The organism is Sulfitobacter sp. KMM 9851, from assembly GCF_057178245.1.
In genome coordinates, this window is the sequence record NZ_CM169991.1 from 2,425,331 (window position 1) to 2,439,468 (window position 14,138).

General features: G+C 63.0%; 18 protein-coding genes and 1 other RNA gene. 16 read left to right on the top strand and 3 right to left on the bottom strand.

From position 1 onward, the window contains the following. Positions 1-23 precede the first annotated feature (23 nt). From gatC to rpmG, 7 genes are all read left to right on the top strand, one after another. Positions 24-311 (top strand): Asp-tRNA(Asn)/Glu-tRNA(Gln) amidotransferase subunit GatC, encoded by a 288-nt coding sequence (gene gatC, locus AC1965_RS11995; RefSeq protein ID WP_483884106.1) that lies wholly within the window; start codon positions 24-26, stop codon positions 309-311. Further along, on the top strand, positions 311-1,798 hold the full coding sequence (gene gatA / locus AC1965_RS12000; protein WP_483884107.1) for an Asp-tRNA(Asn)/Glu-tRNA(Gln) amidotransferase subunit GatA: 1,488 nt from the start codon (positions 311-313) through the stop codon (positions 1,796-1,798). Before gatC ends, gatA begins: the two co-directional genes overlap by 1 nt. A 37-nt stretch (positions 1,799-1,835) precedes the next feature. Then, a complete protein-coding gene (locus AC1965_RS12005; RefSeq protein WP_483884108.1) occupies positions 1,836-2,600 on the top strand; it encodes a hypothetical protein in 765 nt (254 codons plus the stop codon). Between the two features lie 3 nt (positions 2,601-2,603). Then, positions 2,604-3,266, top strand: a complete 663-nt coding sequence (locus tag AC1965_RS12010) for an N-acetylmuramoyl-L-alanine amidase (protein WP_483884109.1) — start codon at positions 2,604-2,606, stop codon at positions 3,264-3,266. 110 nt (positions 3,267-3,376) lie between these two features. Then, positions 3,377-3,797, top strand: an RNA gene (rnpB, locus tag AC1965_RS12015) — RNase P RNA component class A. 40 nt (positions 3,798-3,837) lie between these two features. Next, the gene (locus AC1965_RS12020; protein WP_483884110.1) at positions 3,838-4,545 is read left to right on the top strand and encodes an SDR family oxidoreductase; all 708 of its coding nucleotides are present in this window, start codon (positions 3,838-3,840) and stop codon (positions 4,543-4,545) included. 116 nt (positions 4,546-4,661) lie between these two features. After that, positions 4,662-4,829, top strand: a complete 168-nt coding sequence (gene rpmG / locus AC1965_RS12025) for a 50S ribosomal protein L33 (protein ID WP_007119221.1) — start codon at positions 4,662-4,664, stop codon at positions 4,827-4,829. A gap of 141 nt (positions 4,830-4,970) precedes the next feature. Here the strand turns inward: rpmG and AC1965_RS12030 are convergent, their stop codons facing one another. Continuing rightward, the gene (locus AC1965_RS12030) at positions 4,971-5,591 is read right to left on the bottom strand and encodes a DUF5671 domain-containing protein (protein ID WP_483884111.1); all 621 of its coding nucleotides are present in this window, start codon (positions 5,589-5,591) and stop codon (positions 4,971-4,973) included. After that, the gene (locus AC1965_RS12035) at positions 5,578-6,051 is read right to left on the bottom strand and encodes a nucleoside deaminase (protein WP_483884112.1); all 474 of its coding nucleotides are present in this window, start codon (positions 6,049-6,051) and stop codon (positions 5,578-5,580) included. Before AC1965_RS12035 ends, AC1965_RS12030 begins: the two co-directional genes overlap by 14 nt. A 62-nt stretch (positions 6,052-6,113) precedes the next feature. Between AC1965_RS12035 and AC1965_RS12040 the strand changes: the two genes are divergently transcribed. The 9 genes from AC1965_RS12040 to AC1965_RS12080 all read left to right on the top strand — a co-directional run bounded on the left by AC1965_RS12040 (position 6,114) and on the right by AC1965_RS12080 (position 13,789). Then, entirely contained in the window at positions 6,114-7,181 is a 1,068-nt protein-coding gene (locus AC1965_RS12040; protein WP_483884113.1) for a pseudouridine synthase, read from the top strand. 197 nt (positions 7,182-7,378) lie between these two features. Beyond that, the gene (locus tag AC1965_RS12045; protein WP_483884114.1) at positions 7,379-8,197 is read left to right on the top strand and encodes a TerC family protein; all 819 of its coding nucleotides are present in this window, start codon (positions 7,379-7,381) and stop codon (positions 8,195-8,197) included. A gap of 51 nt (positions 8,198-8,248) precedes the next feature. Continuing rightward, positions 8,249-8,479 (top strand): hypothetical protein, encoded by a 231-nt coding sequence (locus tag AC1965_RS12050; protein ID WP_483884115.1) that lies wholly within the window; start codon positions 8,249-8,251, stop codon positions 8,477-8,479. 2 nt (positions 8,480-8,481) lie between these two features. Continuing rightward, positions 8,482-9,396 carry a 5-bromo-4-chloroindolyl phosphate hydrolysis family protein gene (locus AC1965_RS12055; protein ID WP_483884116.1) on the top strand — a complete coding sequence of 305 codons (915 nt, stop codon included), beginning with the start codon at positions 8,482-8,484 and terminating at the stop codon, positions 9,394-9,396. Next, the gene (locus AC1965_RS12060) at positions 9,397-10,593 is read left to right on the top strand and encodes a toxic anion resistance protein (RefSeq protein WP_483884117.1); all 1,197 of its coding nucleotides are present in this window, start codon (positions 9,397-9,399) and stop codon (positions 10,591-10,593) included. It begins immediately after the preceding gene. A 6-nt stretch (positions 10,594-10,599) separates the two neighbouring features. After that, positions 10,600-11,583: a DUF2927 domain-containing protein gene (locus AC1965_RS12065; RefSeq protein ID WP_483884118.1), complete on the top strand. Its 984-nt coding sequence runs from the start codon at positions 10,600-10,602 to the stop codon at positions 11,581-11,583. A 111-nt stretch (positions 11,584-11,694) separates the two neighbouring features. Continuing rightward, positions 11,695-12,816, top strand: coding sequence for an SPFH domain-containing protein (locus AC1965_RS12070; RefSeq protein ID WP_483884119.1), 1,122 nt, complete (start codon positions 11,695-11,697; stop codon positions 12,814-12,816). Further along, positions 12,813-13,208 (top strand): Rid family hydrolase, encoded by a 396-nt coding sequence (locus tag AC1965_RS12075; protein ID WP_483884120.1) that lies wholly within the window; start codon positions 12,813-12,815, stop codon positions 13,206-13,208. The genes AC1965_RS12070 and AC1965_RS12075 overlap by 4 nt, the downstream gene beginning before the upstream one ends. After that, positions 13,205-13,789 (top strand): cytochrome b/b6 domain-containing protein, encoded by a 585-nt coding sequence (locus tag AC1965_RS12080; protein WP_483884121.1) that lies wholly within the window; start codon positions 13,205-13,207, stop codon positions 13,787-13,789. The genes AC1965_RS12075 and AC1965_RS12080 overlap by 4 nt, the downstream gene beginning before the upstream one ends. On the opposite strand, the gene AC1965_RS12085 is transcribed toward AC1965_RS12080, so the two are convergent. Further along, positions 13,786-14,112 carry an ArsR/SmtB family transcription factor gene (locus AC1965_RS12085; RefSeq protein WP_483884122.1) on the bottom strand — a complete coding sequence of 109 codons (327 nt, stop codon included), beginning with the start codon at positions 14,110-14,112 and terminating at the stop codon, positions 13,786-13,788. The two genes, AC1965_RS12080 and AC1965_RS12085, sit on opposite strands and share 4 nt — an antisense overlap. Between the last annotated feature and the right edge of the window lie 26 nt (positions 14,113-14,138).

The window sequence follows — 14,138 nt, forward strand, 5'->3', positions numbered from 1 at the left end:
CGGGCAAAGAGATGGAGATGTTCATGTCAATTGACGAAAGCACCGCCGCGCGCGTCGCGAAACTGGCCCGGATCAAGGTCGAGCCTTCGGCCCTGCCCGCGCTGGCGCAGGAATTCAACACCATTTTGGGGTTCATTGAGCAACTGAGCGAAGTGGATGTCGAGGGCGTCGAGCCGATGACCTCTGTCACCCCGCAAAAGCTCAAGCGCCGCGTTGATGAGATCACCGATGGCGATCAGCAGTCCAAGGTGCTGGCCAATGCGCCCGATGCCCGCGAGGGTTTTTTTGCCGTGCCGAAGGTGGTTGAATAATGACAGATCTGAACAAAATGGGCCTGGCCGAGGCCCGCGATGCCCTGCGCAGCGGCGACGTTACCTCCAAGGCGCTGACCGAAGCCTGCCTGTCTGCCATTGAGGGTGCCGGCGCGCTGAACGCCTTTGTCCACCACACACCCCAGATCGCAATGGATCAGGCCGCCGCCGCCGACGCGCGCATTGCCGCAGGCGATGCTCCCGCGATGTGCGGCCTGCCGATTGGCATCAAGGATCTATTCTGCACCAAAGGCGTGCCGAGCCAAGCGGGCAGCCGCATCCTGCAAGGGTTCCTGCCCGAGTATGAAAGTACAGTAAGCCAAAAGCTGCAAGACAGTGGCGCGGTGATGCTGGGCAAGCTCAACATGGACGAATTCGCCATGGGGTCGTCCAACGAGACCTCCGTGTACGGCAATGCCGTAAACCCCTGGCGGCGCGGCAATGACGACACGGCGCTGACGCCCGGCGGCTCGTCCGGTGGCTCTGCCGCCGCTGTGGCCGCTGATCTGTGCCTTGCCGCCACCGGCACCGATACCGGTGGGTCGATCCGCCAGCCCGCCGCCTTTACCGGCACCGTGGGGATTAAACCGACCTATGGCCGGTGTTCGCGCTGGGGCATCGTCGCCTTTGCCTCCAGTCTGGATCAGGCCGGACCGATGACCAAATCGGTGCGCGATGCCGCGATCATGCTGGGTGCCATGTGTGGCCACGATCCCAAGGACAGCACCAGCGCCGATCTGGCCGTGCCCGACTTTGAGGCGGCCCTGACCGGCGACATCCGGGGCAAGAAAATCGGCATCCCACGCGAATACCGCATGGACGGCATGCCCGAAGAGATCGAAAAACTGTGGTCGGATGGCATCGCCATGATGAAAGACGCCGGGGCCGAGATTGTCGACATTTCGTTGCCGCACACCAAATACGCCCTGCCCACCTATTACGTCATCGCCCCCGCCGAAGCCTCAAGCAATCTGGCGCGTTACGACGGCGTGCGCTATGGCCACCGCGCCAAGCTCGACCACGGCGATGGCATCACCGAAATGTATGAGAAAACCCGCGCCGAAGGCTTTGGCCACGAGGTGCAGCGCCGCGTGATGGTCGGGACCTATGTCCTGTCGGCCGGTTTCTATGACGCCTATTACAACCGCGCCCGCAAGGTCCGCACGCTGATCAAGCAGGATTTCGAGAACGCCTTTGCCGATGGCATCGACTGTATCCTCACACCTGCCACCCCCTCTGCCGCCTTTGGCCTGGGCGAGATGACCGATGCCGATCCGGTGGCGATGTATCTCAACGATGTTTTCACCGTGACGGTAAATCTCGCGGGCCTGCCCGGCATCGCCCTTCCCACAGGGCAGAACGCCCAAGGGCTGCCGCTGGGTCTGCAACTGATCGGGCGGCCTTGGGAAGAGGCTGATCTGCTGTCATCCGCCTATGCGCTGGAACGCGCGGCTGGCTTTGTGGCCAAGGCAGATAAATGGTGGTAAACCCCGGTTTGTTAAGCAACTGGCAAGAGCGGATCACATGATCACACGGACTATTCTAGCGATGACGGCGGGCGGCCTGTTGGCAGCCTGCCAACCTGCGATACCTGATTCCGGGCAAGGCGTGGGGTTTAACGACAGCTTTGAAGCGCAGCAGCAACAGCGCGACGCAGCGCTGGCCGGGGGCAACGTGCCGGCACCCGCCGATGTCTCGTCCACAGCGCTCGGCGCGGCGCCCCAGATCGCACCCGACGACGGCTCGCCCGAGGCAACTGCCGCCGAAACGGCGCGGGTTCTTGCCGCCACACGCGCGGGCGGCGCCAGCAATGGGCTGGGCAATGATGCCGCGACCAATTCCGGTATCGCACCGGTCAACGCCAGCCCCTCCAACCCGGCCCCGGCCGTGGTCAATGCGGCAGGCATCTCGAACGAGAATAACTTTGACGCCGTCGCGGGCGAACGCAGCATCGGCGACGACGCCGCGCGCATCGCCGCCAACCGCGCGCAGTATCAGGTGGTTCAGCCAGAAGCCCTGCCCGAACGCGCCAACAGTGGCCCCAATATCGTGGCCTACGCGCTGCAAACGAAACAGCCCGTTGGCCAACAGATCTACAGTCGGATCGGGTTGAACAAGGCGCGCAAGTTCGAACGCTCCTGTGCCGAATACAGCCACCCCGACCAGGCCCAGATCGCCTTTCTTGAGGCAGGCGGGCCAGAGAAGGACCGTCAGGGCATGGACCCCGATGGCGACGGCTTTGCCTGCGACTGGAGCCCTGTACCGTTCCGCCGGGCCGCCCAAGGCTGACAGGTGCCGACCCTCGACATCGCGGCGCACCCCTCGCCCAATTGCGGGCCACGCCGCGATGGTCTGCACCCGCATCTGATCGTGATCCACTACACCGCCATGACCAGCGCCAAAGCGGCGCTGGCGCGGCTCTGTGACCCAGAGGCCGAAGTTTCGGCGCATTACCTGATCTCGAACCACGGTGACGTGACGCAGATGGTGGACGAGGGCCAGCGAGCCTGGCACGCAGGTGCGGGGGAATGGGCCGGGCAGGACGACATCAACTCGCGCTCCGTGGGGATCGAGTTGGACAATCGCGGCGATCACCCGTTCTCAGAGCTTCAGATGCACGCGCTCGAAAGCCTGCTGGCAGGCATCATGGCGCGCCACAGCATCTCGCCCGCTGGCGTTATCGGCCATTCCGACATGGCACCGGGGCGCAAATCTGACCCCGGCGCGCGGTTTGACTGGGCGCGGCTGGCACGCCTCGGTCTGGCCCGTGCAGCGGGCAACGGCCCTGCCCCTGACACCGCCGATGCCGCAAGCTTCCGCAAGGCGGCGCAGGCTGCAGGTTTCACCGCCACCTGCGATGACGTCACGCTGCTTGATACCGTGCGCCTGCGGTATCGCCCCCATGCAACCGGCCCGCTGACCCCTGCCGATCTGGCGGTACTGCCAGACGCATAGACGCCCCGCCGCCCCCCGTTCACTTTGCAAATAAACTCTAATCCCGTAGCCGCCGCAGACCCCGCAGCCGCTATTGACGCGCGCGCAGCACAAGACTAGGTCAGCCAAGCGCGGAAGGCTGGATGGCCGCTTTGTTGATCTGCTTGCAGATCAACGGGGAGGAAAGTCCGGACTCCCAGAAGAAACGGTGCCGGGTAACGCCCGGGCGGGGCAACCCGACGGAGAGCGCCACAGAAAATAAACCGCCTTTGTGACGGGTCGGGCAACCGAAACCACCACAAAGGTAAGGGTGAAACGGTGGGGTAAGAGCCCACCGCGCCGCTGGCAACAGGGGCGGCATGGCAAGCCCCACCGGGAGCAATGCCAAATAGGGACCGCGTGCCGCCGATCTTCGGGTCGGGGGCGGGGCACTTCTGCCCCAGCAGGTCCGGGTTGGCAGCTATAGCTGCGTCGGTAACGGCGTGGTCAGAGGAATGGTCATCAAACGCCTTCGGGCGGGAACAAAATCCGGCTTATAGGCCTTCCGCGCATCTATTCCGGCCTTAGGACACATCAAAAAGGACGCTCAGCCATGGATCTGAACGGAAAAACCGTAATTGTAACCGGTGGCAGTGACGGGATCGGGCGGCATATCTGCCTCAAGCTCGCAGCCCAGGGCTGTCATGTGGCGGTGCTCGGCCGCAATGCCGAACGGCTTGATGCCGTGGCCGCCGAAGCGCGCGCCGCCGGCGCACCCAGCGCCCGCGCCTATGTCTGTGATATGCAGGTCACCGATCAGATCACCAGCACGGTGCAGGCCATCACAAATGATTTCGGCAGCGTCGACATTCTGGTGAACAATGCGGGCATCTGGCACAAGACCGGCCCGCTCGACACGATTGACCCTGCCATGATCGACGCCACTGTGGCCACCAACCTGACCGGCACCATCCACCTGACGCGCGCGCTGATCGGCGCATTGCGCAGCCGCCCCGAGGCTGCGATTTTGAACGTCGTGTCGAAATCGGGCGTGGTGGCGCAGGCCGGGCAATCGGTCTACACCGCCACGAAATACGGCATGCGCGGCTTTACCGAGGTGCTGAAACTCGACGAGGCCGACAGTGGCGTGCGCGTTGCGGGCCTGTACCAAAGCGGCACCAACACCGGGATGTTTGCCAAAGCAGGCGAAGACGTGCCGAACCATATTTTCACCGAACCGGATGATCTGGCAGATGTGGTGGTCTTTATGCTGTCACGGCCCGCAAAGCTGTGGATGCACGATGTTCGGGTAGAACTGTAACCCGGCCCGTCGCTTTGTGCGGCTTTTGCTGTTGACTCGGACCCGCATCCGGGTAAAAGCCGGACTTCAGAATTCACGCACGCCTCACCGGAGGGCTGTGCAGCAGGAGAAGAGATATGGCTAAGCCAACCACGATCAAGATCCGTCTGAACTCGTCCGCGGGCACAGGCCATTTTTACGTCACCAAAAAGAACGCGCGCACCATGACCGAAAAGATGGTCATCAAGAAATATGACCCCGTTGCGCGCAAGCACGTCGAATACAAAGAAGGCAAGATCAAGTAAGATCGCCTGACCTGACCGATTTAAAGGCCACGCCACTGCGCGTGGCCTTTTTCGTTTGCCCGGCCCGTGTTTGCCCGGCGCGTGTTTTCCCGGCATTGTATTGCCCGTCGCCCGCCCCCGCGCCGGGCAGCACCCGCCTGCCTATGCGTCATCCCCCCGGCGGCTGTCAGCGAGGTAATAGGTGAATATCCCCCCCGCCACCACGCCGACGACCAGCGCCTTGGCCGCGAACTGACCTGTTAGCTCACCGCTGAGAAACGCATAGATCACCGCCACCATTTGCCCCAGCATGACCGCCGCCGCCGCCAGCAGCGTCAGATAGGTCAGCCATTTGCGAATCGTCGACCGTTTTAATGCCGGGTCCACCGCCAGCCGGGCGCGGTCCCGCAGGCTGAGCCACAGGTACATCGGCACGGTGACCAGCAGCACCGCAACCGCCCATCGCATCTGGTCGAACGATCCACGCACGTCGGGCTCAAAGGCGCGGTCGATCAGCGCATGGAGCAAGGACACAAGATAGCACGCGCCAAACAACAGCACCCCGAACATCAAGGAATAGACAAAGAAATCCTGGGCCGACAACGTCGCCTGCGGCCGCGGCACGGGCGGCGAAAAGGGGCTATCAGCCCAGGCGCGCATCGCTTCGTCGACCTCGCGCACGCTCCACCCCGACTGTACCAGGACGGTTGCAATCTCGTCGCGCGATTTGCCCGTCGTCAGCGCGTCGCGCACAAAACGTGACAATTCCTTATTGCTGGCCATCCCCTGCCCCTTTTCTTTTGGCTGCGAAAAACGCCTTGAGCATCGTTTCCGCCTCGACCCCCGCTATGCCGTCATAGACCTGGGGCACATGGTGACACTGGGCGTGCGAAAACACCCGCGCGCCCTGCGCCACCCCGCCCGATTTGGGGTCGGCCGCGCCGTAGTACAGCCGCGCCACCCGCGCCGCTGCGATGGCGGCGGCGCACATGGCGCAAGGCTCCAGCGTGACATAAAGCGCGTGATCGACCAATCGCTCTGACCCTGCCGCGGCACAGGCCGCACGGATCGCCAGCATTTCTGCATGTGCGGTGGGATCGTTACGCGCGCGGGTCTCGTTGCCGGCGCTGGCCACCACCTGCCCGTCCGGCGCCACGACCACGGCACCCACCGGCACCTCGCCGCGTGCGCCAGCGCGGCGCGCCTCATCCAGCGCCCGGTCCATGTATGATCGAAATTCCATGTCCCCACATGGCCGCAAATGCCACCCTTTCGCAAGGCAATCAGATAGGATAAGCGCTAGGCATGAACGCAAAAACGCCCTCAGACACAACCGACAGTGACACGCCGAAGGGCGACCGCATCGCCAAGGTGCTGGCCCGCGCCGGCCTCGCCTCGCGCCGCGAAGCCGAGCGGATGATCGAAGCCGGGCGCGTGCGCGTCAACGGCGAACAGATCACCTCGCCCGCGCTTAACGTCACGCCCGCCGACAAGATCACCGTCGATGGCGCCCCCGTGGGTGACCCCGAACCGCCACGCATCTGGCTATATCACAAGCCCACCGGGCTGGTGACAACCAACCGTGACGAAAAAGGCCGTGGCACGATTTACGACGACCTGCCCGAAGACATGCCGCGCGTGATGTCCGTGGGTCGGCTTGACCTCAATTCCGAAGGGCTGCTGCTGCTGACCAACGATGGCGGCGTGAAACGGCGGCTGGAACTGCCCAGCACCGGTTGGCTGCGCCGCTACCGCGTGCGCGTAAACGGCCGCCCCTCGGACGAAGCGCTTGAGCCGCTGCGCCAAGGCATCACCGTCGACGGCGAGGATTTCCAGCCGATGACGGTCACCATCGACCGCCAGCAGGGCGCGAACGCTTGGCTGACGATCGGCCTGCGCGAAGGCCGCAATCGCGAGATCAGGCGCGCGATGGAGGCGGTGAACCTCAGCGTGAACCGGCTGATCCGTATTTCCTATGGCCCCTTCCAACTGGGCGAGCTGAAGCCCGGCGCGGTCGAAGAGTTGCGCCGCAAGGTGGTGCGCGACCAACTGGGCATGGAACTGGAGGACGACAGCGGCACCGCGGTCAAGAAACCCACCAGCATCCGCCGCGGCCCGCGCCGCGTGCCCGGTGGCTTTGGTGGTGCCGGCCAGCCCGGCAGACCGGGGCAAAAAACCGAAGGCGACGACAGCGCACCGCGCAAATCAGACAGCCGCAAGCCGGCCCATGGCAAACCCTACGCGGGTAAAACGGGCGCCGCCAAACCGGGTGCGGGACGACCGGGTTCGGGAAAACCGGGGGCGGGAACACCGGGCGGGGGAAAACCCGCCGGGCGCAAGCCGGGCAAGCCTCGGCCCAAGCCGACGCGGTAAGCGACCAACGCGCCACGACAGCCAGACAGCGTCAGACCTATCGCAGCGCGGGTCAGCCGCGCGTGATGCGATCGGGTGCCGCCCCCCCGTGGGCAGACGCCTTTGATTTCGGGCCAGGGTGCAAACCGTCATGGGTAATTCACATTGGCCCTCTATCCCCCTAAAGTCATGGAACCAATTTCAATGGGGGCCGTGCCATGACCGATCTTTTGACCTTTGAGAACCTCGGCAATCTATTAATGCTGTGTTTCCTGCAAGCGGTGCTGGGGTTCGACAACCTGCTTTATATCTCCATTGAAAGCCAACGCGCGCCGGTGGCCCAACAGGCCGCAGTGCGCAAATGGGGTATCGTGATTGCCGTGGCCCTGCGTGTGGTGCTGCTCTTTGCCATGATCCAACTGATCGACGCGATGTCAGAGCCGTTCTTTATCCTCAACTGGGAGGGGGTGCTGACGGGAGGCGTGAATTTCGCCACGCTGGTGTTCATCATCGGCGGGATTTTCATCATGTACACCGCCGTGAAGGAAATCGGTCACATGCTGGCCATCGAACACCTTGATACCGACGTGAACGCGAAATCCGGCAAATCGGCGGCGCAGGTGGTGATGCTGATCGTCTTCATGAACCTGATCTTTTCGTTCGATTCGGTGCTTTCGGCGCTGGCGATTACCGATGTCTTTGTAATTCTGGCCACCGCAATCCTGTTGTCCGGGCTGGCAATGCTGCTGCTGGCCGAACATGTCACACGTTTCCTCGAGGCCAACCGGATGTACGAGGTGCTGGGCCTGTTCATCCTGCTGATCGTGGGCATCGTGCTGCTGGGTGAGGCCGGACAGGCCGCCGCCCACGCCATGCATGACACCACGCTGGCCCTGCGTTTCTTTGGCTACGAAGTGATCCCGATGTCAAAAACCACCTTCTACTTTTCGGTGCTGGTGCTGGTGGCGGTCGAAGTGATCCAATCAGGCTACAGCCGCAAGCTGAACGCGGAACGCCGCACCGGCGCGCGACGTTGAGGCACTGGCGGGGCGGCGGGCTGCGCCTTATGCTGATACCGGAGGGGTGTAATGGCCAGATTGTTTCTATTTCTGATGTTCTTGGCGCTTGGCATTGCTATTGTCCTCGCAGTGGTGTCAACGCTCGCGCGGCTGGCCGACAGCGCGGGCACGGCCCTGGGCCCCATCTGGGGCAGTGAAAAAGGAAATCTGATGGCACCTACCCCGTTTCAGAAAATCAGCTATGTGGCCTTGCTGCTGGTGCTGCTGGGCGTGACCAGCGGCTGGCTGGGGGGGCTTTAGGCATGGCGCAGCGATACGGCGGTAAATTCAGCCCCGATTCAGACGCCGAGGTCGGCACCGCCACCCCGCGCCGACAGGTGACTGTTGATCCCGCAGGCGGGCGCGTGAACCTGTTGTTCCTGCCGCCGCTGGTGCTGGCCTTCAGCTCAATCGCCGGGGGGGCCGGGCAGCTTGTGCTGGGCCTGCTGGGCGCGCTTGTATTGGCATCCGGCGTCTGGCTGCTGCGTGCAGGGCTGCGCGCCGAGGCGGCCTATCACAGCCGCAAGGTGGCCCGCCGTCCGGCATGGCCACGCAAGATCTTTGCCGCCGTGCTGACGGGCGTCGGTGCTGCCATCGCGGGTTATAGCTCTGAGCCGGGGCTGGTGGCGCCGGTGCTGTTCGGTCTGGCCGCAGGCGGGTTGCATATTGCGGCATTTGGCGTCGATCCCATGACCTCAAAGGGGATGGAAGGCGTCGACGAGTTTCAACAGGACCGCGTGGCGCGGGTGGTCGACGAGGCGGAAAAACTGCTGGCGTCGATGTCTGACGCGATCAAACGCGCAGGCGACCGCCGGGCCGAGGCAAGACTGGCGCAATTTCAGGACACCGCCCGCACCCTGATCCGCACGGTCGAGGAAGACCCACGCGACCTGACGGCGGCGCGTAAGTTTCTGGGCGTTTACCTGCGCGGCGCGCGCGATGCGACGGTCAAGTTTGCTGATATCTTTGCCCGGACCGGCGACGCGCAGGCGCGCAGCGACTACATGGCCCTGCTGGACGATCTGGATCAGAACTTTGCCGCGCGCACGGCAAAATCTCTACTGGATGACCGCAGCGACCTGACGGTAGAAATCGAAGTGCTGCGCGAGCGGCTGTCACAGGAAGGGGTGCGCCTTGATGATGCAATGTTCACCCAAAACATTAAGGAACCCAAGTAAATGACTGAATCTGTTCGCGAAAAGGCAGGCCAATCTCAGGCTCTGGTCAATGAAGTCAACGCCGTGGTTCTGGCCGAACCCACGGACGCCAACGCTATAGTATCGCTTGAGCAGGCGGACGTGCCGCTGGGGGCCGAGATCAAAAAACGCATGGGCGAGATCGACATGGGCGATACACAGTCCATCGTGTCCTTCGGCTCTGCCGCGCAGGCAGAGTTGCAGGAAATCTCGCAGGCGATGTTGCAGGATGTGCGCAACAAGGACGTCGGTCCGGCGGGCGACAGCCTGCGCAGCATCGTCAGCGCGATCCGGGGGTTTTCAGTATCCGAACTGGACGTGCGACGCGAACGCAGCTGGTGGGAACGTCTGCTGGGCCGCGCCGCGCCCTTTGCCAAATTCACCGCGCAGTTTGAACAGGTGCAAGGCCAGATCGACCGCGTCACCGACAATCTGCTGGGCCATGAACACACGCTGCTCAAAGACATCAAATCGCTTGATCTGCTGTATGAGAAGACGTTGCAGTTTTACGATGAACTGGCGCTCTATATTGCGGCGGGCGAGGCCAAGCTGGCCGAGCTGGACAGCACCACGATCCCGGCCAAGGAAAAATCCGTGGCCAAGGCGAAAGAGGCCGATCAAGTCATGGTGGCGCAAGAGCTGCGCGACATCCGCGCGGCGCGTAACGATCTGGAACGTCGGGTGCACGACCTGAAGCTGACACGCCAGGTGACCATGCAATCGCTGCCCTCGATCCGTCTGGTGCAGGAAAACGACAAGTCGCTGGTGACCAAGATCAATTCAACCCTCGTGAACACCGTACCGCTGTGGGAAACCCAGTTGGCGCAGGCGGTTACGATCCAGCGCTCTGCCGAAGCGGCCACAGCGGTGCGCGAGGCGAATGATCTGACCAACGAATTGCTGACCTCAAACGCCAAGAACCTGCGCGATAGCAACAAGATCATCCGGCAGGAAATGGAACGTGGCGTATTCGACATCGAAGCGGTGCGACAGGCCAACGCCGACCTCATTGGCACCATCGAGGAATCGCTTCAGATCGCGGATGAAGGCAAAGCCAAACGTGCCGCCGCCGAAAAGGAACTCAAGGAAATGGAGGCCAAGTTGCGCGATACGCTGGCCTCGGCCAAAGCCAGCAAGACGGGTCTGGGCGATACCACTGCTGGCGCTGTTCCCAGCTGAAACGTGATGAGATTGCCTGTGCAACATAGGGGCCAGCGCCCGATCTGGCGCTTTGGCGTGGTGGGGATGGCCGCGGCGCTGCTGCTTGCGGGTTGTGACATGTTGCAGCCCGCGCAGCCTGCATCGCTAAAACCGCAGGCGCGGCCCGCTGCCGTTCCGCTGCCCCCTCCCGTTGTGGCAAAGCCGACCTCGCAGAAAAGTGCGATGCTGCGCAGCTATCTAAATCAGGTGCAGACCGCGCAACTGGGACAGGGATTGCTGCGCGAGGACGGCGGCGGAGAGGACACCCCCTATACCGCCGACATGCTGGCGCGCAATTTTGAGCAGATCGCGTTTTACAACGAATATGACGGCAACTTTTCCGGCCGGGGCGGACAAAGCCCGCTGCGCCGCTGGATCGAGCCGGTGCGCATGAAGGTTATCTTTGGTGATGGCGTGCCACCGTCGCAGCAGCGCTCCGATGCCGAGCATGTGCGCGCCTATGCCAACCGCCTGGCGCGGCTGACGGGGCATCCTGTGTCTGTCACCACCGGCACGCCGAACTTTCTGGTGATTGTCGCATCAGAGGACGATCGTGATCAGGCGCTGGAAGAGGCCGCAGCGCAGGTGCCGGGCGTCAGCGCCGGTTCGCTGCGTGCGATGCGCAATATGCGCCGCGACACCTATTGCGCTGTGGCAGCCTATGCTGCGGGGCCCGATGCCAATGTCTATACCGCCGCCGTGGCGGTGATACGTTCGGAAAACCCCGATTTGCTGCGCCTGTCATGTATCCACGAGGAACTGGCCCAAGGTCTGGGTCTGGCCAATGACAGCCCCGGCGCGCGGCCGTCGATCTTTAACGACGACGATGAATTTGCCCTGCTGACCAATCAGGACGAACTGCTGCTCAAGATGCTGTACGACGCCCGCCTGACCCCCGGCATGTCCGCCCAGGAGGCCGAGCCCATCACCCGCATCATCGCGCGCGAATTAACGGGCGGGCCATTGTGATGGGGCCACTGCCTGCCCGTCTGATGGCGGCTGAGGTGGCACTTACCCAAAGCCTTGATAAGCCCACCGCACCCCAATACTCTACCGCCAAATAGAACAAGGACCATTCCCATGGGCATTTTCGATTTCCTCTCCGGCCAGTTCATCGACGTCATCCACTGGACCGACGACACCCGCGACACGATGGTCTGGCGGTTTGAGCGTGAAGGCCATGAGATCAAATACGGTGCCAAGCTGACAGTGCGCGAGGGTCAAGCGGCGGTCTTTGTGCATGAGGGGCAACTCGCGGATGTGTTCACCCCCGGCCTCTATATGCTTGAGACCAACAACATGCCCGTCATGACATCGTTGCAGCATTGGGATCACGGTTTCAAAAGCCCGTTCAAATCCGAGATTTATTTCGTCAACACCACCCGCTTTAATGATCTCAAATGGGGCACAAAGAACCCGATCATCGCGCGCGATCCTGAATTTGGCCCGGTGCGCCTGCGCGCCTATGGCACCTATAGCGTGCGCGTGAGTGACCCCGCCAAGTTCCTGACAGAGATTGTCGGCACCGATGGTGAATTCACCATGGACGAGATCAGCTTTCAGATCCGCAACATCATCGTGCAGGAGTTTTCGCGCACCCTGGCCAGCGCGGGTATTCCCGTCCTCGACATGGCCGCTAACACCGCTGACCTGGGCAAGCTGGTGGCGACTGCCATCGCGGCGCAGATTGCGGAATATGGTCTGACCATCCCGGAACTTTACATTGAAAACATCTCACTCCCGCCTGCGGTTGAGGCAGTGATGGACAAACGCACCTCCATGGGTGTGGTCGGAAATCTGGGTGATTACATGCAGTTCCAAGCCGCCGAGGCCCTTGGCCGTGATGGCGCGGGTGGCGGCGCGATGCAAACCGGGCTGGGCGCTGGTCTTGGCATGGCCATGGGTCAAGCGGCTGCGGCACAGGCCGGGCCATGGGGCGCAAAGCCCGCCGCTGCCGCCCCTGCGGTTGCGCCCCCTCCTCCGCCACCGCCGCCGATGGAAAAGGTCTGGCATATCGCCGATGCGGGCGTCACCTCAGGCCCGTTTTCCAAGGCCGCGATGGGCCGCAAGGTGTCTGAGGGTGGGCTGGGCCGTGACAGCATGGTCTGGACACCGGGCCAGGACGGCTGGCTGCGTGCCGAGGATGTGGCAGAGCTGGCGCAACTGTTCACCGTGCTGCCACCGCCCCCACCCCCCGCATGACGCGGCAGGCGGTTTTTCCCGCCGAGCTGGCAGCACTTGTCGCCGCCACTGGTTTTTCCCCCGCCGTCCGCGCGGGGGACTTTCTGTTTCTGACCGGCGCAACCGGTGGTGATGCAGATGGCCAGATGCCCCCCGACGCCGACACACAGGTGCGCCGCGCCCTGACCAAAGCGCTGAGCGTCATCACGGCCGCCGGAGGCGACACCGACAGCATCGTGGAAATCACCAGCTATCACACGCAGTTGCGCGCGGATTTTGATGTGATCGATGCAGCCCTGCGCGAGGTGTTGGGCCTGCCACTGCCCGCATGGACCGCGGTTGAGGTCGCGGGCCTCAGGCGGGTGGGTGCGGTTGTGGAACTTCGGATCGTCGCCCATCTGCCTGGGCAGTGAAACTATATCCCGCGACGCTGCGTGGTTCTGTCATGCGCCTGCCCTTTCATATGCCCCACCGCCGCAGCGCCCTGAAGGTGCTGCATTGGTCGATGCTGCCGCTGCTGATCTGGTTTATTCTGGTCACACCAGAAGATGTGCTGCCGTTTGGTCCCACCGCCTTTCGCGCCCATTCCGCGCTGGGGTTGATCTTTGTTACCGCCTGTCTGCTCTGGACTGCCGATTACCTGCGCCGAGGTCTGGCCAGCCGACCGGGGCCGAAACTGCCACCCTGGGCGCGCAGGGTGCATCAGGTCATGCACCGCGCGTTGATCTGGGGGTTATTCGGCGTGGCGCTGACGGGGTTCGGCCTGGGTCTGACCGCGCCGCGCCTGCTTATGGCGGCGGATGTCCTGCCCATTGCCCCGCCGCTGAACCTGCCGCGCGCCCATGAGGTAATCGGCCAGATACATATCTATGAATTTTACCTGCTGGCCGGGCTGACAGCGCTGCACGCGGCTTTTCACTTGTGGCGGCATCTGGCCCTGCGCGATAACGCGCTGCGCATCATGATACCGAAACTTCTGCACCGGTTCCTTTAGCAGCCGGGCTTGCCGCCACAGCAGGCGACCACAGTAGCGTTGTTCTGACAGCAGTCGGTCATGAGATAGCGCATGACTTGACCAATTTGCGCAAAATCAACGGCATAGACCATCTGGCGCGCGTGACGTGTGGCAGTGATCAGCCCGGCGTCTGTCATCGCAGACAGATGAAACGACGCCCGCGAGGGCGCAGCACCAACCTGCCCTGCCACAGCGCCGGCGCTCAACCCCTCTGGCCCGGCCTGCACCAGCGATTTCAGCATCCGCAGCCGTGTGGCATTGGACAAGACCGCAAAAGCAGCCAGCGCACGAGTTTCATCCATATTTCAATTTCTCTTGAAGTTTCATC